Source organism: Rothia similimucilaginosa, from assembly GCF_029850875.1.
Lineage (GTDB): Bacteria > Actinomycetota > Actinomycetes > Actinomycetales > Micrococcaceae > Rothia.
The window spans coordinates 47966-66748 of the sequence record NZ_JAOVAM010000007.1; the positions used below are offsets into that span (position 1 = coordinate 47966).

Consider the following 18783-nt stretch of genomic DNA (forward strand, 5'->3'; position numbering starts at 1 on the left):
ATTGCCGGTGGGTTTGTTTATGAGGTTATATACGCAAATAAGGGGTGTCGCACGGAGCTCAGAAGAGCTATGCGAGCGGTAAATTACGTCTTACGGCGGTACACCACACCCTGATGCGCCCGCAGCGTGAAGCTCAAGGGCACCGGGCCGTTTGCCGCATCCACCAGACCGGACGGGACCTTCACGGCCACATCCTTCGAGCTGGTATTCAGGGCAGCCCAACCGCGAGTAAAGGCACGGGTATGAGCGGTCTTCTGAGCGATAATAAGGAACGCCCTGAATGGGTAGGTTCAGGCCGTAGTAGTCGTTCTCCACGTCGTTATCAGCCATGGCCCCGTCAAAGGGTGAGTTACGCATTTCGCGCACCACAGCGTCCACCCAGTGCCAACGGTAGTCGGCGTTCCACACCTGCAGCTGGAAGTGCTTAGGGTAGCCCTTCCACTCGATACGGTCGCCATTGAGGCGGTGGGCGAAGAAATCCTTACCGGAATTCGCCATTGACTGCGCCAGCGGGTAAGACACATCCAAAGAATAGATTGGGCCGGGCTCATAAGAGCGTGTGGAGGACATGCACTTATACGCCAGCACTACCATTTGAGGTGCACGCTTCTTCAGGTAGCGTACCGCATCCAGTTCCCAGGGATACAGGATTGCGACAGAGTAGTTCTTGACCGCAAAATCGAGCTGCTGCTGGGTAATGGACTTACCGCCGTAGCGGACCCATGCACCAAACTTGCCGGGTCCGCCCATACGGGTGAGTTTATTTGCCATCGTACTCCAGGTCGAATTCAGGGGCGCGAGGAGACAGCTTGCCCAGCTCGCGGTAGATCGTGTTGTAGCGGTCCATGACCAGTCGCAGCTGGCAGAAGCTGACAATACGGTCGTAGGCGTTCACACAGTAACGTTCGTAGATGCTGGGCTCCTCCATGAGGGGCGCAGCACCGCGAGGGAGCGAATCAGGTCAGTCAGGCCCTTAATGGGCACCACGCGGGCAATGAACACGAAACGTCACACGTGGCCACGACCCTCAGCGAGGATGTGGGCATGCGCTGCCTGGCAGGCGTAATAGGCTTCCGCCACGGACTCGATGAGCATACCGCTGGGCAGGATGACTGCGCGGTCCTTCTCGCCCTCGTTCATCTGGTCGATGGGCGCACCAATACCGTGTGCCTCTTCCAGAGCTTTAGGGTACAGGTAGGTTGCCATATCGGCGCTGGGGTAGCAGAAGCGTCCCATTTTCAACGAACCAACCAGCGGCAGCAAGAACCAGATGATGCGGTTCTTCACGAGGTTCAGGATGACCAGCAGCTGTGCGAACGCAATGTTGAGAACGCCCAGGATGAAGAAGTCACCGAATGCAGTCGGGACCCAGTGGAGGACGAGGGCGAACGGTACGGCGAAAAGCAGTACCAGCAGCATGGTCATGAAGAAGAGGTAGAGCTAGTTGGGAGTGAACGCGGTCATGTCCTGGAACTGCGGTTCGGACATGCGTGCGCGTACAGCACGTGCTTCGGCGCACTTGAGCCGGTGCTGAAGGATTTCAGCGTGAATACGCAGGCCTTCGCAGGCGCCCGCAATCTTCTTGTGCTCCATCTGGATAGCACGGTAAAGGGGCAGGCAGGCCGCCTGACTGAGCTAAGGAACGGTAATGGACGCTGCCAGAATCACCTGGATTAGGGGTATACCATCGAGGTTGTACCGGTAAATGGTCGGGGTGACCGCGGGGAAGACGGTGGTCAGCAGTGCAACCGGAGAGACATAAAGCAGAAAGTTAATGAGTAGGCGCCATGCGCTGTTACTTTTTTTCCTCAGTACCGTGGCTGGTGGACAATCTTGCAGACTTTCAGTCGATAATCGTAAAGATTAGGGGCAGTGTGTTTTTGGTTGGTAGCACCGCATCACGTGCCGCAGGGTGGGGGTTCGTCATGATGATGGTGCCGGGTCCCTTTGGCTTACAGTGAGCTTGCCGCGATGCCGCCGGGAATCAATATACTCCATATATCGATTAAAACCTTAGGTTTCCTTAACCCTCTACCTGATATTTGGCGGGATTTAGAACAAAGTCTCACACTGCATTTAGTGTAAAACGCATCGTTCGTTGTCAGAGAAGGTTTTTCTGCATAGATTTTGCGACATCCCACCCACTGCATAAAAGCATCCCGGCCCCTTCAACAGCGAAGGAACCGGGATGCTCTACGCGACCCTAACGGGTCTTAGTTCATTAGGATGCGCTCGAAAGAGTACGCAGAGCCACGGACACCACAGCCAGGCGCGGGTGACCGGTAACGTCCGGAGCAGCCTCGCGGATCTCCTTCAGAACGCGGTCAATGTTGCCCACGCGGGTCGGGTGCTCCTCAACCCAGGTTTCCAGAGCCTGCTGTGCACCTTCTACAGTGGAGAAGTCGCCCTTGGCGCCCTCTGCCACGGACAGTGCCAGCTCTGCAGCGGTCTCGTAGAGGCTGCCGCGCAGTGCCTGACGTGCCAGAATCTCCCAGCGGTCGTTGCGGGGCAGGTCGGAGATGAGGCCGAGCAGCTCGTCCACCTTGAAACGGTCGTAGGTTGCGAAGTAGACCGGTGCCAGCGAGGTTGCCTCGAAGTCGTGGTCGCGTGCGGAACGGATAACGTCCATCAGGGCGTAGCCCTCAAAGCCGCGAATCCAGATGACTATGAGTTCCTCAGGCAGGCCCCATGCCTCGCCTGCATCGCGCTTTGCACGAACACGGTCACGGGAAGTACCGGAGAGGTACTCGGGCAGGTTACGGCGCATCTCGACGACGGAACCGAAGGTCTCCAGTAGCTCAGAGATGCTGGTGCCAGCGACCACACCACGTTCGGTGATGAACCAGCGGACGGCACGGTCCAGAACGCGCTGGTTATCGCGCAGAACGGTGAACCATGCATCCAGCGGGGTCTTCGGGGACAGTTCACGGTGTAGCTTAGCTGCGGTGCCCAGCTCGAAGAGCTCGCGAGCCACAATGAAGGCGCGTGCGACGGAATCGATACCAACGTTGAACTCCTCCATCACACGGTATGCGAAAGTGATACCACCGATGTTGACCAGCTCGTTAGCGACGCGGGTGCAGAGGATTTCCTTACGCAGCGGGTGCGAGTTCAGGTGCTGGCCGAAACGCTCAACCAGTGCTGCCGGGAAGTAGCTGCGCAGCACGCCCTCCAGGTAGGGGTCGTCCGCGAAGTCGGTCTGTTCCAGTGCGTGAGTGAGGTAAATCTTCACGTACGCAGCCAGCACAGACAGCTCGGGGCGAGTCAGACGCTCGCCGGTGGTCTCCAGACGTGCATCCAACTCCTCATCGGTGGGCAGGAACTCGACGGCGCGGTTCAGGCCGGCGTGCTCTTCCAGGTCGTGCATGAGGCGCTTGTACAGGTTGATGCCCAGGAAGGAACCGTGGAACTCACCCTGCAGCAGCACGTTCTGCTCAACGTTGGTGCCGAGTACCTTGCCGCCAACCTCGTCCTGCAGGGACTCGATGAAGGAAGCACGCTCTTCAACGGGTAGTTCACCACGTGCCACGAGGCGGTCCACCAAAATCTTAATGTTGACCTCACGGTCACTGGTTTCCACACCTGCGGAGTTGTCGATTGCGTCGGTGTTGAGGATAACGCCGTTGAGCGCAGCCTCAACACGGCCCAGCTGAGTGAAACCGAGGTTACCGCCCTCGCCAACGATCTTGGCGCGCAGGTCCTTACCATTGACACGCAGTGCGTCGTTAGCCTTGTCGCCTACCTGTGCGTTGGTCTCGGTGGATCCCTTCACGTAGGTACCGATACCACCGTTGTAAATCAGGTCTACCGGTGCCTTGAGGATGGCAGAAATCAGCTCGGTCGGTGCCAGCTCGGTGACGGACTCGTCCAGATCCAGAACCTCGCGTACCTCGGGGGTGATCTCGATGGACTTCAGGCCGCGAGAGTACACGCCACCACCGGCGGAAATCAGGTCGCGGTTGTAGTCCTGCCAGGAGGAACGGGGCAGGTTGTACAGGCGCTGACGCTCGTCGAAGGATGCTGCCGCGTTAGGGTTCGGGTCCAGGAAGATATCGCGGTGGTCGAATGCTGCGACCAGGCGGGTTGCCTTGGAGCGGAGCAGACCGTTACCGAATACGTCACCGGACATGTCGCCAATACCGACTGCGGTGAACTCTTCGGTCTGAGCGTCGTGGCCGAGCTCAGCAAAGTGACGCTTGACGGACTCCCATGCACCGCGTGCGGTGATGCCCATTGCCTTATGGTCGTAGCCGACGGAGCCGCCGGATGCGAAGGCGTCGCCCAGCCAGAAGCCGCGCTCCAGGCTGATTGCGTTTGCGGTGTCGGAGAATGCTGCGGTGCCCTTATCCGCTGCGACCACCAGGTAGTAGTCGTCAGCGTCGCGTGCTACAACACCCTCGGGGCGGACAACAGTCTCGGATCCGTCAGCGCCAACGGAGAGATTGTCGGTGACGTCCAGCAGGGAGCCGATGAAGACCTTGTAGGACTCGCGACCCTCGGTGATCCATGCATCGCGATCCACTGCGGGGTCGGGCAGCTGCTTGGGGAAGAAGCCACCCTTCGCGCCGGTGGGGATAATGACGGAGTTCTTCACCATCTGTGCCTTGACCAAGCCCAGAACCTCGGTACGGAAGTCGTCACGGCGGTCGGACCAGCGCAGGCCACCACGTGCGACGCTACCGAAGCGCAGGTGAACACCCTCAACGCGCGGGGAGTAGACGAAGATCTCGAATTTGGGGCGGGGCAGGGGTGCGAAGTCAATCTCCTGCGGTGCCACCTTGAATGCGAGTGCGGGGCGGCCAGCAAGGTATGCGTTAGTGCGCAGGATAGCGCGAATGACCTTACCGAGGGAGCGCAGATAGCGGTCAGCATCCAGGGTGGGAATCTGGTTCAGTTCCTCAACCAGGTCGGCTTCGATTTCCTCGCGGCGTGCGTTGCGCTGCTCATCGTTGAGACCGTTGTTCGGGTCGAAGCTGACCTCGAAGAACTCGACCAAGTGCTTGGTGATGGCCGGGTTAGCGAGCAGGGTGTTTGACATGAAGGACGGAGTGTAGCCCAGGCCCAGCTGAATCAGGTAATGGTTCAGGGCACGGAACAGACGTACTTCCTTCCAGGTCAAGCCCTCAGCTAGAATCAGGCGGTCCAGGGTGTCGGACTCGCGCTCACCGAGCAGGTAGGCGTTCAGTGCATCCTCGTAAAGGGAAGCCACAGCGTTCGCGTCTACACCTTCGGGGAACTGGACCCCAAAGTCGTAGAGGTAGCCGTAGTCTTCGCCATCCTCAGGCTTGAACTCGTAGGGCTTCTGATCAACAACGACCAGACCCATATTCTGCATAACCGGCAGCAGCTCGGTGAGGGTGTGAGGTGCGGACAGGTAGGTCTTCAGTCGGGTAGTGTTGGCTTCGCCGGCTTCAACCTTGATTGCGGCGGGCTTCTGGCCCGAGAGAGATTCAAGAATCACGATATCCTCGATTGCTTGTTCTACTGTGTAATCGGCTCGGTAGGCTGCACTCGTCGCATCTGCCCAGGCTGATGCGAGTCGGCGGCCTTCCGCTCCGGGTTTCCATGCCTCAATAGCAGCTGCGGTTGCTTCCACCCAGGAGCGGGCGGCTTCTTGCAGTCGCTTTTCGAGAGCTTGATGATCCGTCTTCGGCACATCATTAGGGTTGGTGAGCCGAATGCGGAAAAATAGACGCGCCAACGATGAGGAGGACAGGTACACTTCATGGTCGATGGCACTAAGATCAAATTCCTGTTGGAAAACCTGTTGGATTCGCGCACACACGTTCGTGTTGTAGCGGTCCCGAGGCAGGTACACCACGGCGGAAATAAACCGGTTGAACTGGTCTGCGCGCAGGAACAGACGGGTCTTGCGGCGCTCCTCCAGGCCCATAATGCCGCCGAAAGTTTCGGTCAGGTCATTAGCGGAGGCGTGGAGCAGTTCCAGGCGCGGGTAATCTTCCAGGGCACCCAGAAGCGCCTTGTCAGAGTAAGAACCGGGATGGTAGCCGAGGCGGCGGCGCACCATGGCGATACGCTCACGCACCAGCGGAGTCTCAATGGCGGGCAGGGAGTACGCCTGGCGGGTAAACAGACCCAGGATGACGTACTCACCGATGACTCGACCGTTCAGGTCGAAGCGGCGCACACCAATGTAGTCTAGGTAGTCGTTGCGGGCAACCGTGGAGCGGGAGTTCGCCTTCGTGATGTACACGGGGCGGGGGAACAGTGCACGTTCGAGAGTCTCACCAGAGAGCTGAATGCGGTTACGGCCCTCGGTGGTACGTAGAATACCGAGCGCCGAGCCGGGGCGGTCCACCAGGGAGATAGCACCGGAAGAGCCGTCCAGAACGCGCTCTTTGACACCCATGAACACGAAGTTGCCGCGGGTCAGCCAACGTAGGAAGTCCTGTGCCACCTCCACGCGGGAGGCAGGCTCCACACCGCGCGGGTTGGCGGCGTAGGATTCCTCGCCGTGACCCAGGGTGGCACCACGCAGCTCGTACATTACTTGAGCCATGTCGAAAACGCGGGTGACCATGGCATCCAGGTCGCTGTGGCAGGCACGCACGTCAGCAAGGACGCACTCAACTTCCTTCTCGCAACGGCGCTGATCTTCCTCAGTGAGGTAGCGGGTCAGGCGGACTGCAATCCAGGATTCAATAGCGACCGTGGCGCCCTCGGGGGCGTTCTCACTGAGCTTCAGGGAGGGCACGCCCAGGGTAGCGGTATCACCGCTGGCGAGGTTGCCACGCATGCCGGTGCCGCGCAGGCTCAGGATGGCACCTTCCGGATCACGTTCTACGAGGAAGGTGGGGTGAAGAATGGTAACGAAACCACCAAAATTCGTTGCGAGGCACGCAGTCAGGGAGCTGACAATATGCGGCATGTCGTCGGTCGTGACGTATAGGGTGGTGTTGTATTCGTCGTTGCGGGCAGCAACAACGGGGGTCTTAGGCATGCGGATTCGAGCCAGCGCACGGTGGGTGCGAGCTAAATCCTCTAACTCTGCCGGGGTGAATTCTTCACGCTCGTCTTCGGGACTGTTCAGGAAATACTGCTCGACCCATTCATCGGCGCCAGCGAAGTGTGCCATAGCCTTGTCAGTCATTGACAATCTATCCTCCGAATATCGGTATCACTTCACTGTGACGGTGTCTGTGTAGTCTCACGTGCGCGCTCCAGCGCACAAGTAGTTATACCAAGCTTATACCTTTGAGATGTTTAAGTCAGATACATTGTGCTCTTAGGGGTATAAATTATTTTTCTCTTCTCCCCAACTCCAGCACATATTTGGCACCGGTTCAAAGACATGAAGTCCCTTATGGAATAACGGAACACCAGGGTTCCGTCTCGAGGAGCGGACGTTTAGAGTGGGAATATGAGTTTGCGTACTGAATCTTTCCTGGTGGGCCTCATCGGTGACGGCATCACCTCCTCCCTCACCCCTCCTATGCATGAGGCGGAGGCGGACGCGCACGGGGTGCGTTACCTGTACCGCCCCATCGACCTGGACGCCTTGGACCTGGACGGGGCTTCCGCCCCGGCGCTTCTGGATGCGGCAGCACTGCTTGGCTTTAACGCGTTCAACATCACGCACCCGTGCAAGCAGTCAGTCATGGAGCATCTGGACGAGCTTTCGGATGCGGCACGCGCCTTGGGAGCGGTCAATTGCGTGGTGATTCGCGAGGATGGCACATTCTACGGCGATAACACCGACTACTCGGGGTTCATTGCGGCATTGAAGCGCGGTCTGCCACAGGTGACGGAGGATCCAGCGCGTCTGGAGCACGTGGTGCAGATGGGTGCTGGCGGTGCCGGTAGCGCCACGGCGTACGCACTGTGCCGTCTGGGGGTGCGCCGCCTGAGTCTCTTTGAGCGTGACGCGGCGAAGGCTCAGGGGCTTGCGGAGCAGCTGGGTGGGCTCCTCCCGCAGACCCGAATCGAGGTGCTGAGCGACGATGAGCGCCTCATTGAATCTCTACTGGAAGCTCAGGGTTTGGTGAATGCAACCCCGGTGGGTATGCACGTGCATCCGGGCATGCCGTTGAGTGAATCGGCACTGAGCGCCGGGGTATTGTGTGAGGGCTTGTGGGTTGCGGATGTCATCTACCTGCCAGAAGAAACGCAGCTGGTGCATGCGGCGCGTGCCGCCGGGTGCGAGGTGCTGACGGGTGGCTACATGGCGGTGGGTCAGGCGGTGGATGCGTTCCGCCTCTTTACCAAACTAGAGCCGAATGCTGAGCGTATGGCGGCGCATTTTGAGGCACTGATTGCGGCACAGCAGGGGGCTTAGAAAACCACATACAAGTGGGGCTGGATAGTCATCTAATAGTCATCTATCCAGCCCCACCTGTATTTATTCTATATACGAAATATATTGTATGGGCTATGCATCCAGTTCCGCAAGGGACTTCTTATAACCCTCACGAGCCGTCAGCGCACCCAACGCCACGAGCACACACATGGCGACCGTGAACACGGCGGGCAACACCGCATTGTGCAGGTCGGCACCAGCGAGGCTCGTTGCCACGGCGGGTGCTACGCCTCCGGAAATTGCGAAGCCAATCTGGGTGCCCAGCGCCAGACCGGTCACGCGCACGCGAGTGGGGAACATCTCCGCGTAGAAGGCGGGCCACACGCCATTCGCCATGGAGTAGAGCGCACCGTGCATGAGCACACCGTAGGCGAAGATACCCACCCAGTTACCCTCGGCAATCGCGCCAAGGTACGGGAACATCACCAGGGAAGAAGCAACCGCACCGGTAATGAACACGGGCTTACGACCAATCTTGTCGGCAAGCATGGCGGCGAGCGGAATCGCAATCAGACCGAGGGTATTGGAGGCGACCGGCACCAGCAGCATGGTGCTGCGATCAAGGCCGTAACCCTTGGTGGCGAAGGAAAGCGCGAAGGTCGTGAAGACCATGTTCACGGTGTTGACCATGGCGCACACGGCGATGGTGAGTACGGCCCGCTTGTGGTGCTTGAAGACCAGCACGAGCGGGGATTCGGTGAGCTTTTCACGCTGCAGGTAGGCGGGCGGTTCAGAGAGGGTGCGGCGAATCAGCCAGGCGGTCACCACCACGAAGGTGGAGAGCCAGAAGGGTACGCGCCAGCCCCAGGTGAGCAGCTGTTCGTCCGGCAGGGCGGCGAAGGGAATGAACACAGCAGTCGCCAGCAGCGAGCCGAACTGGGTGCCCTGCAGGGTCCAACTGGTGGTGAAGGCACGCTGATGCTCGTTGGCATGCTCCAGGGAGATGGAGATGGAGCTTGCCTGCTCACCGGCGGCGGAGAGGCCCTGAAGTATACGGCAGATGACCAGCAAAATCGGTGCGATAATACCCGCTTGGCTGTAGGTTGGTAGGCAACCGATGGCGAAGGTGGCGCTACCCATCAGGAAGAGCGTGAGCATCAGGACGAATCGGCGGCCATAGCGATCACCGAGGGGTCCAATGATCATGGCGCCGAAAGGTCGCACAACGTAGGCGACGCCCACAACGACCATGGATTTGAGAATGCCAATGGCTGCGGTGTCTTCGGGGAAGAAGATACGGTTAAGCACGATTGCGGCAGCGGTGCCGTAGACCGCGAAGTCGTAGTATTCGAGGGCGGAGCCTATCCAGCTGGCGAGGGCGGCTCGTCGTGGTGATCGGGCGGGCGCGTCGGTGCGTCGGCTCATGGGTGGTTCCTTCGGTGCTATACCCGTTGGGATGGGTGGGGTCGCGGCGTGGGCGGCCCGCGTGGTCTGTCAATGTGCTCTTTTAGTGTAAGGAGCACACCGCCCATTTTCCATAGGGTTACCTAAGTTCCCAGGGTTTGAAGTAGGTAGAAACACGGAGACCGTGCGAACAATAAAGAAATTTGTAATTTCAAAAATACGCGACAGGACTTTCACATCCCAACCCACATAAAGTGAATATCACCTCGGCAGGAGTGTGCCTACCGAGCAGTCACGCCGACCAAGATAAAGCTGGTCGGCGTTTTTAGTGTCCAATTCATTTGCGGTAGCCCCGAACTATAGACTTCCCGGGAGGTTCATAGTGCGGGGCTACCGCCTTTCCGAAAGGATTTTATTATGTCCAAGATTGATCAGGCGATTGCATGGATGGAGCAGCGTAAGGGCAAGGTGACCTATTCGATGAATTATCGAACTGGCCCGCATTCTTATGACTGCTCATCTGCGGTTTACTTTGCACTGCGAGATGCTGGCCTGCTCCCGCAGAATATTGCTATTGGTAATACCGAAACGCTCTTCCACGATTTGGAGAGTAATGGCTGGACTCAGGTTCGACCGGATGCATCGGGTAATTACCCGGCACGACGTGGCGACGTGTTTATTTGGGGTCGCCGTGGATACACCAGCGGCGCAGCTGGTCACACCGGCATTTTCTATGATGACCACGACACGATTATCCATTGCAACGCTGGTCATAATGGTATTTCTATCAATCCGCACGACACGATTTGGTCGTACAACGGTAGTCCGGCGATCACTATTTATCGTCCCCCGGCAGACGTAAACGAAGAAGAGGTTATCTATCGCGCAGCTAAGAATGCAATGAATGCAATCTATGACGAACCTTTCATCCGCAAGGGAGATCTCGCAGAAAAGGCATTCGGCAACCGCCTCACTGGCCTGCGCGGCGTAATCCACTGGTTCGACAACTCCATGTTGCACCTTCAGCAGCGTCTCGATGATGCAGAAAAAGCTGTGCGTGCGCTCTAGTTAGATTTATCTACTGAAACCAAAGAGATAACCATCAGGGTGTTTGGGGGAGGGTCTCTAGGCCCTATCCCAAACACCCATAAAACTTTAAATATAACGCATTCAATAAATTACAAAATTTTACCTAATGAATATTTATCGATAAATAAACCAATATAAGTTAATTTACGAATTAAATAGCATCATCTACCTTCAAATACACCTCCCCCCTAACCTAAATATTAAATGTCGATTTAGAACATTGAAAAGTATCTGTTTACTCTTTTGACTAGGCATAGTATTCAGGAGAAACCATGAAACACCTACCCCGTCCCTGCGCAGGGTGCAGGGAGCCAACCAGTTCCTATAGAGAGGACTGCCGCACCTGCCAGGCGCGACGCCGTGCTATACAGACGCACGATAGTCCCTATCTAATGCAGGGGCATTCAATATGCCCTCGGTGTTGGCGTACGGCAGGTCTCTCTCTACCGGCAAGTAGTGTACGCCCGGAGAACTACGGGCAACCGCTCGTAATAGAGAATCAATGGAATCCCATCTATTCCATCTGCCGTGCATGTATCCACGCGCCAGAAGGTACCGTTCCTCTTGATTCACCGCGGGTCTATCTTCCTGTCAATCCTAGAGCTCGACGAACTTCAAAGCAGCGAATTTACCCTTCGCGAGCAAATCCGGTTCTTTTTCTTCCGCTTTCTCATTGCACGCGTTGCGAGAAGCCAATAGATGTGGATTCTCGACATGCCGGGCATCCCTTATGCCGCAAGCACTACCGGCAAAAGAAGCGACAGAATGCGCACCAGGATACTGAAGCTCCAATCGGCAAGAAGAGCGGACAGGATGAGTGGGCCGTTCATGATGCTGGTTTAGCATCATTCCTACACGCACGGAGAAAACGCCTGTCACATGCTTCAACTTCCCTGCCAAGAAGCAGAAGCAGAGCAACTCTTTGTAGAGCCAACACTATGGTTCACGCACCTTCCGCACTGTAGCGGATATCAATAATTCACTCATTTAGCAGAGAGGCTACATCATATGGCTACCATTTCGTCTGGCGAGCAACTGCAGCAGCATCTAATCGCTCTAACTGTGGGCACACCAGTGAAGGACTCAGACCGTCAGTGTCTACATCGCACAAATTTCCGTATTCCACGCCATCAGGCATTATTGGATGAGCTGGCAGATTACGTAGCCGGTGGTTCACGTACTGGAGGAGCATCCAGCACCAGCCGCTTTGGAAGTCGTATACCTATTTCTGCTAATGCATTAGAAATCCAAGAGTCTATTCGTGCCGTTGTTATGCCCTCATTCCCAGGTGCACCGCTGAAAAATCAGGTTTCTGCGTGGATTCACAATCACCTACATCAGGAGCTTCATGATGAGGCGTTGGCAACGACGACCAGTTGGATTCGGGCCATTGTTGCGTTGCGCCATCCCAGTCATGATTTGCAGGGATTTTGTCCTAACTGCGGGCAGCAGGAAGTCATGAAAACAAGCTGCGACGGCTCAACATCAATACGCCGACCTGCACTGTATTACACCGCTGAAAGGGCATCTTGTCGTTCTTGCTCTGCTATGTGGGAAGGTTTAGAGGGCATGAAGGCCTTAGCTCTGCTACTTCATAGCCAGGACTAATACTGTCCGCATTAAACTTCTGCCTGTGAAAATAGGTAAGCGTTCCAGTAGGATTACATCATTTTCCCAGGCAGATAAAGCTACCGCAGGAAGCTGTTATTTCACTGCTGTAGTTCACCCCGTCAGGTTTATCCTGGCGGGGTTTTCTGTTAAACCGCAGCTATCATAGCTGCCCAACCGCCAAGGAGATTATCATGGCACCTATTTCTGAAGCATCCGCCTACCGCGCAGCACATCGAGCCCTAACCGATGTGTATAACGAGCCCTTTGTTCGAGAGGGTCATCTTGCGGTTGCTAAATTTGGCAATGCTACTGTCAACACTCGAACCGTTGTGGAATGGTTCGATTATCAGGTGATTCTCATTGCTAAGCGTATTGAAGATATCGAGAAGCTCGCAAAGTCAAAGCGCCGTGCTTAGACACCGTCCGGAATGGCGTAAGCAGCTGTACGCGGTCATTCCAGCTACCACTGCCGTCCTGCAGACCTACGGAATCCTCACGCAGGAGCAGGCTAGTGTGTGGGCTGGTCTCGCGATAGCCCTCTGGGGTTTGTGGATAGCTTGGGCTAACACCGACCATACTTGCAAGCCCCGCAATACTACGCATATCCCTCCTCATCAGTAGGTCCGTCACATACCGTGGGGGCGGTGGAACATATTTCGATTCCCCACCGCCCCCACCGTATGATGTACCTGTATAAGTTCCAGCCACCGCATTCCGAAGAGGTACTATGCCGTCACCCCGCACCAGCATTATCATGCCGGTCTACAACACCGTAAACACTGTAGTTCGGGCTATCGACTCCGTACTCTCTCAAACCGACCCGGACTTTGAACTCATCATCATCAACGATCAAAGCCCGGATGATTCTCACCGTGTAATTCAGGAGTATCTCCAGAAACTCCAGGACTCACGCATCTCGTACCACCTTAACGAAAAGAATCTGGGACTAGCTGGTGCGCGCAACGTTGGAATCAGCCATGCGACCGGCGAATGGCTCGCTTACCTCGACTCTGACGATGCATACAAGCCCAACTTCCTAGAAGTCATGCACGCCGCCGCAACCGATGACGTCGATATCGTCGGTTGCGCCCACGACATCTACTACCCGGACGGATCAACCCAGTACCGTCTCATGGGCGAGGACGGTACCTTTAGCGGTGATGACGCGCTAGCACGGGTTCTTAGCAGTCGCATCGCGCCCTTCGCATGGGACAAAATTTTTCGTCGCACCACACTCAAAGACATCCGATTCCCTCTCTTTAACCGAGTGGAAGATGCCGGATACAGCATCGCGGCCTGCACCGTAGCCCGCGCACTGAAGATTATCCCTGATTCCCTGAATCTCTACTCCGTTAACCCCGAATCTATCACTTGGGGTTCTACTCCTCCTTTCGAAGATCTAGTCGCCTTCATGGATTACGTGGATGCGACAGTAGATGCTCCCCACGCCGGCAAGAAGGTTCGGACCGCGCTTGCCATCTCGCGCATCATCAATTTTGTGAACAGCGGTAATAGCATCCTGCGACAGAATCCTCCCGGGGGTAAAGAATTCCTACATCGCTGCCGCCAAGAAATTACACCCCATACCCTATACCTTGCGATGTCCGCCGGTTCCGTCTATGGATTTGCAGGTGCGCTCTTCAAATATTTCCCCAAAATCTATTACCCCATCTATCGGACATATATTAAGCGCACCTACGGAATGTAGCCCTGTTCTTATCAGCCCCGTTTTCAAAGGTTCCCGTCTTTATGTCTGCCACCCCTCGCACTAGCGTTATCATGCCGGTCTACAACACCGCCTCCACCGTCATTGCGGCGGTCGAGTCGGTGCTGGCGCAGACCGACCCCAATTTTGAGCTTCTGGTCATGATTGACGGCTCCCCGGATCATTCGGCGCACCTGATTGCCGAGTATCTGCAGCAGAACCCGGATGAGCGCGTGCGCGTGTTCAATAACCCCAAGAATCAGGGCCTGTCTGCAATGCGTAACCAAGGTCTCGACCACGCACGTGGCGAGTGGGTGACTTTCCCCGATTCTGACGATGCTCTCTACCCGACCTTCCTGGAGCGCCTGCACTACCACGCCGAGCGTACTGGTGCGCAGGTGGTCAATTGCGCCCACAATATGGTGGCAACCAATGGTGCTAACAGGAAGCGTCTGAAGGGCTCCCCCGGCACCATGACTGGTCAGGAGGCGGCATTTGCTCTACTCAAGGACGAGCTGTCTCCTTACGCCTGGGATAAGATTATTCGCCGCGAACTATTTGAGAACGTCAGGTACCCCCAGATTGAACGTGCTGAGGACGAATGCGCGCTACTGGACTGCTACCTGCGAGCACAGAGCGTGACCATCATCGATGAGCCACTGTACGCTTACGCTGTGAGCGCGGCAAGCCTGACATGGAGCCGTATTACTCCCCTATCTGAGACTGCCCGCCTGCTGGAGTATTTTGAGAAGTCTCTGCAGCGTACGAGCACGTATCATCTGCCTGCCGGTCAGGAGGCGCTGACGATTGCCCGGGTTCTTGCGTACCTGAATAATGCGCAGCAGGCACTGATTGTGGGCGGTGAGAGCGCACCGGCTGTACTGGCGGGTTGCCGTAGTGGTTTTACGGTGCGCGATGCACTGCTTGCGTTGCCCATCCGCCCGGTTTTTGGTGCCGCCGGTCTACTGTTGAAGACCAGCACGACACTGTACCGTCTGCTGTATGGTGCGTACGTTAAGCGGGTCTATAACCTCTAGAATTCGGGTGCATGCACCCATTTTTCATCACACTCACACACATTGATTGGAGCGGATTTTCATGTCCTCCAAACCTGCATCGGCGCAGGTGGCGTTCTCTCAACCTGCGGATGCTCAGCCTGAGTCTCAGGTGCCTGCCGCGCGCCCCAGACCTGCGCGAAAGGTGTATCTGGACCTCATTAATGTTCTCGCCATTATCTGCGTGGTGGCGTTGCATGTGCGGTTCAACTACCGGGTGGATTATGATTCGCCCGGTTGGGTTCTCGAGAATATCCTGTCGGGTACCGCGGTGGCTGCAGTGCCGCTTTTCTTCATGGCCTCGGGTATTACCCTGCTGAATTTCACGAACCGTGAGAGCGTCGGCACGTTCTATAAGAAGCGTTTCACGAAGATTCTGATTCCGCTACTGGTGTGGGGTCAGGTGTACCTCTTTGCGCGCAGCTGGTTTAAGCACACTCCCCTGCCCACGGGTGAGGAGATTCTGGCGGTGCTGTTGGCACCAAACAAGGTGGGCGTGACCCTCTGGTATTTGGAAGCACTCATCGGCGTGTACCTGGTGTTGCCGATCTTCTCGTACGCCCTGCGTGGTGCCGGTGAGAAGAAGGTGCAGCTGGCGTGGCTGATGGCGGCTTTGGGTCTGCTGATGCCCATTGCGACTGCTTCTCTGCAGAAGATTAACCCGCAGTTTATGCCGGAGTTCTCGGCACCCATCGTGGGGTATGTGGGCTTCTGCTTCCTGGGTTACGCGCTGGCGAATACGGAGTTTAGCCTGCCGTGGCGTCTGGTCATCTATGTGCTGGGTGTTGCCGGTTCGCTCACGCATATTCTGGTGGGCCCGTACCTGGTGCTGAACCACCAGGGCCTGGGCGGTTTGGCGACCGAGTACCTGTCTGTTCCGACGATTTTCTGGGCTTCGGCGGTTTTTGTATTCTTCAAGTCTCTGCCGCTGAATCGCCTGCCGGAGGCGGTTCAGACGGGTCTGCGTAAGCTCTCGGCTCTGACTTTTGGTGTGTACCTGATTCACCTGCTGATTATTCAGGGCCTCGCCGCCTACGGTTGGCCGCTGGTGGATTACCGCCTGGAGGCACCCTACGCGCTGCTGGTGTGGGCTTCTTCGCTGGTTCTGGTGTGGCTACTGCGCTGGATTCCGCCGGTTCGTAAGTGGCTGATTCCCTAGCGGTGATCCGCCTACCGGGGTAAAACGTTGGGAGGGGAACGTACGTGACGTACGTACCCCTCCCGTAGGTTTTTAATCAGAGGTTTTAAACTACTCCGCGTGGGTTTCTTCGGCGCGAGCTTCTTTCGTGCGGGATGCCAAAGACACACCCACCATGTGCACCACAAAACCGCAGACCGGGCCAACCGCCAGCGCCACAATAGCGCGCGGTACCAGCGGGGTGGGGACCAAGAATGCCAGGCTCAATGTCACCGCCGCGGCAACCACCCAGCCGGCAAGGTAGATGCGGTGCTGGTTCACTGCGAGCGCCATATTGCCCGAGAGGGTCATGAGCGCCAGCAGTGCCGAGGCGAAGACCAGCGCACCCAGGGTGATGCCGGAGGCTGCCACCTCGTAGGCGGACTCTGCACCTGTAGCAGGCGGGTAAATCAGGCGGAACAGCAGCGGACCCACCACGTACGCCGCCAACGCGCCTACAGCGCCCACAACCACCACGGCGGCGGCAGGCTTAATGAACGCCGCTACGGGGCGGTGGCTCTGCTTCAAGAAGGCAGAAACCGCCACACCCTGGAACGCCTGCAGGGGAATCATAATCGGCGAACGGGTAATGGAAATCGCCAGGATCAGGGTGCCCAGCACGACCGGTTCGCTCTCTGCGGTGCTGCTCGCCTTCAGCACGTTCGGGAAGCCCATCATCAGTACAGCCGCGGCGGCAGAGGACAGGAACGACCAGAGGATATTGGCGCTCAGACGGCGCGCGGGCACATCGGCGCGGGCAACCCACAGGCGGCGACCCGAGACGGTCGCGAGCGCCAGGATGAGCCACAGGCCCATCGGCACGACGATTGCCACCTCAAGACCGGCAAGAGAAGGAATCATGAGCGCAGCCGCAAGGATGAGGATGAGGCGCCCGACCGATTCCAGGCCGCCTACCGCCGCGAAAAGGTACCAGCGGTCCTCACCGGCGGTCACGCCACTGATGGTCGCCTGCAGGGCGTAGAGGAACACGCCCACCGCCATAACGATTACACCAATCGCCGCCGAATGCGGAATCTGCTGGTCTGCCCACAATGGGGAGCTCACCAGCACCAATGCGGCGGCGATAGCGCCCAAAGCCGCGGTTACCGTAATCACGAGAGCGCCCTGCGACACGGAACCCTCAGCAGATGTAGCGCTGCCCGATACCGCCCTGTCAGTTACAGTATGAGTGCGTGCCGTACCCACCGCACGCGTAATCTCCGGCTGAATACCCGTGATAATACCCGTCACCGTGAAAAGCGCCGCCCAAAAGAGCAGGAACTCCGTCAGCTCCGAACCGTTCAGGGCACGCTGAGCAATCATAGTCACCACCAGTGTGGAGACCGCCGCCAACAGGGACGAACCCAAAAGCGCCAGGGACTGGTAGCGGGTAACCGTGCCCGACAACTGAGTCTTTTCGGAGGTTTGTTCCTCCACCCCACTCTTATCGGGGTGCTGCACCGACTCGCTCACTGCATCCTCCTCGTTCCAGGCCGCCAACATAGCCGCCAACACAAATCATCATTACATACGCAGATGCGCCGCACATCCATCGCAGGATGTACGACGCACCGCACACAAATATAGAGTTTACTTCACCACATGCTCAGCAAGGTTCTTAACACCCTGCCACTTCTTCGCCAGAGCCGCCTTCGGTAGCAGAGTCAGCGCGTGAGCACGCGAGGAGAAGCGAATACGCGCCACACGAGCAGCCTTCGTCCAACCCAGGGCAGTCATCTCTTCAACCATGGTGTTGTAGTAGCGGCGCTCCTCCTCAAAGCGGGTACCCTCCAGGGCACGCCAGGACGAGTCAGAACCACCGTGGCGGCGGTACATGAACGCAACCTGCGGATCGTAGTACAGGGAGCCGCCGCGCATCGTAATGTCGAGGATCAGCGCCATGTCCTGGATAACGTTCAGGCCCTCACGGAAGCCGGTGCCCACGATAGCGTCCTTACGCCAACCCAGGGAGGGGAAGTAGAACCACGCGCCGCGCAGCAGGGAGGTAGCCAGCTCCTCCCCCTGCAGAACAGCCTCACCCTTGGGGCGGTAGAACGCCTTAGTCTGCTCCACCAGAGTGTTCGACAGGCCGTTGTTCTCATCAATCACGACCACGCCGGGCTGGAAAATGGACGCCTCAGGGTGCTTAGCCGCCGCATCCACGAGCCACTGCACATAGTTGGGGAGCATGACGTCGTCAGCACCCATGACGGTGACCAGCTCGTTCTCCACAAAGGTCAGGCACTTGCAGTAGTTCGCGTTCGCACCCAGGTTGGTTTCATTACGCATATAGGTGATGCGCTCGTCCTTCAGCGACTCGAACCAGCCGGGAATCGAGTCGTCCGGGTAGCCGTCATCAACAACAATCAGGCGCCAGTCCGGGTTGGTCTGACCGACCACAGACAGCACAGCCTGCTTCATCATGGCGACGTCGCCGTAGTAGGGGAACAGAATATCAACGGTCATGAGGTATTACTCCAACTCA

Annotated in this window: 16 protein-coding genes; 8 read left to right on the top strand and 8 right to left on the bottom strand. The window is 57.3% G+C overall.

Annotated elements, in window-relative coordinates; all coding sequences use genetic code 11:
- Window positions 1-90 precede the first annotated feature (90 nt).
- The 5 genes from QFX05_RS06520 to QFX05_RS06540 form a co-directional block, all read right to left on the bottom strand.
- Window positions 91-771, bottom strand: coding sequence for a putative glycoside hydrolase (locus tag QFX05_RS06520; RefSeq protein ID WP_279741905.1), 681 nt, complete (start codon window positions 769-771; stop codon window positions 91-93).
- Window positions 761-928 (bottom strand): hypothetical protein, encoded by a 168-nt coding sequence (locus QFX05_RS06525; RefSeq protein ID WP_279741906.1) that lies wholly within the window; start codon window positions 926-928, stop codon window positions 761-763. The genes QFX05_RS06520 and QFX05_RS06525 overlap by 11 nt, the downstream gene beginning before the upstream one ends.
- A gap of 80 nt (window positions 929-1008) precedes the next feature.
- Entirely contained in the window at window positions 1009-1425 is a 417-nt protein-coding gene (locus tag QFX05_RS06530; RefSeq protein WP_279741907.1) for a hypothetical protein, read from the bottom strand.
- A 15-nt stretch (window positions 1426-1440) separates the two neighbouring features.
- Window positions 1441-1593, bottom strand: a complete 153-nt coding sequence (locus tag QFX05_RS06535) for a hypothetical protein (RefSeq protein ID WP_279741908.1) — start codon at window positions 1591-1593, stop codon at window positions 1441-1443.
- A gap of 628 nt (window positions 1594-2221) precedes the next feature.
- Window positions 2222-7111 carry an NAD-glutamate dehydrogenase gene (locus tag QFX05_RS06540; RefSeq protein ID WP_279741909.1) on the bottom strand — a complete coding sequence of 1630 codons (4890 nt, stop codon included), beginning with the start codon at window positions 7109-7111 and terminating at the stop codon, window positions 2222-2224.
- Window positions 7112-7381: 270 nt separating this feature from the next.
- On the opposite strand from QFX05_RS06540, the gene QFX05_RS06545 reads away from it, so the two are divergent.
- Complete coding sequence (locus QFX05_RS06545; protein ID WP_279741910.1) at window positions 7382-8296, top strand: shikimate dehydrogenase; 915 nt, start codon at window positions 7382-7384, stop codon at window positions 8294-8296.
- A gap of 93 nt (window positions 8297-8389) precedes the next feature.
- Here QFX05_RS06545 and QFX05_RS06550 read toward each other — a convergent pair whose 3' ends face one another.
- On the bottom strand, window positions 8390-9682 hold the full coding sequence (locus tag QFX05_RS06550) for an MFS transporter (RefSeq protein ID WP_279741911.1): 1293 nt from the start codon (window positions 9680-9682) through the stop codon (window positions 8390-8392).
- 396 nt (window positions 9683-10078) lie between these two features.
- Between QFX05_RS06550 and QFX05_RS06555 the strand changes: the two genes are divergently transcribed.
- From QFX05_RS06555 to QFX05_RS06580, 7 genes are all read left to right on the top strand, one after another.
- The gene (locus tag QFX05_RS06555; protein WP_279741912.1) at window positions 10079-10729 is read left to right on the top strand and encodes a peptidoglycan amidohydrolase family protein; all 651 of its coding nucleotides are present in this window, start codon (window positions 10079-10081) and stop codon (window positions 10727-10729) included.
- Between the two features lie 1029 nt (window positions 10730-11758).
- Complete coding sequence (locus tag QFX05_RS06560; RefSeq protein WP_279741913.1) at window positions 11759-12358, top strand: hypothetical protein; 600 nt, start codon at window positions 11759-11761, stop codon at window positions 12356-12358.
- A 194-nt stretch (window positions 12359-12552) separates the two neighbouring features.
- The gene (locus QFX05_RS06565; RefSeq protein WP_279741914.1) at window positions 12553-12777 is read left to right on the top strand and encodes a hypothetical protein; all 225 of its coding nucleotides are present in this window, start codon (window positions 12553-12555) and stop codon (window positions 12775-12777) included.
- The gene (locus tag QFX05_RS08405; RefSeq protein WP_459550500.1) at window positions 12770-12982 is read left to right on the top strand and encodes a phage holin; all 213 of its coding nucleotides are present in this window, start codon (window positions 12770-12772) and stop codon (window positions 12980-12982) included. Before QFX05_RS06565 ends, QFX05_RS08405 begins: the two co-directional genes overlap by 8 nt.
- A 106-nt stretch (window positions 12983-13088) precedes the next feature.
- Window positions 13089-14069 (top strand): glycosyltransferase family 2 protein, encoded by a 981-nt coding sequence (locus tag QFX05_RS06570; RefSeq protein WP_279741915.1) that lies wholly within the window; start codon window positions 13089-13091, stop codon window positions 14067-14069.
- A 41-nt stretch (window positions 14070-14110) separates the two neighbouring features.
- On the top strand, window positions 14111-15103 hold the full coding sequence (locus tag QFX05_RS06575; RefSeq protein ID WP_279741916.1) for a glycosyltransferase family 2 protein: 993 nt from the start codon (window positions 14111-14113) through the stop codon (window positions 15101-15103).
- 61 nt (window positions 15104-15164) lie between these two features.
- Window positions 15165-16280 carry an acyltransferase gene (locus QFX05_RS06580; RefSeq protein ID WP_279741917.1) on the top strand — a complete coding sequence of 372 codons (1116 nt, stop codon included), beginning with the start codon at window positions 15165-15167 and terminating at the stop codon, window positions 16278-16280.
- Between the two features lie 90 nt (window positions 16281-16370).
- Here QFX05_RS06580 and QFX05_RS06585 read toward each other — a convergent pair whose 3' ends face one another.
- Window positions 16371-17771, bottom strand: coding sequence for a hypothetical protein (locus tag QFX05_RS06585; protein WP_279741918.1), 1401 nt, complete (start codon window positions 17769-17771; stop codon window positions 16371-16373).
- 117 nt (window positions 17772-17888) lie between these two features.
- The gene (locus QFX05_RS06590; protein WP_279741919.1) at window positions 17889-18764 is read right to left on the bottom strand and encodes a glycosyltransferase family 2 protein; all 876 of its coding nucleotides are present in this window, start codon (window positions 18762-18764) and stop codon (window positions 17889-17891) included.
- Window positions 18765-18783: the final 19 nt, after the last annotated feature.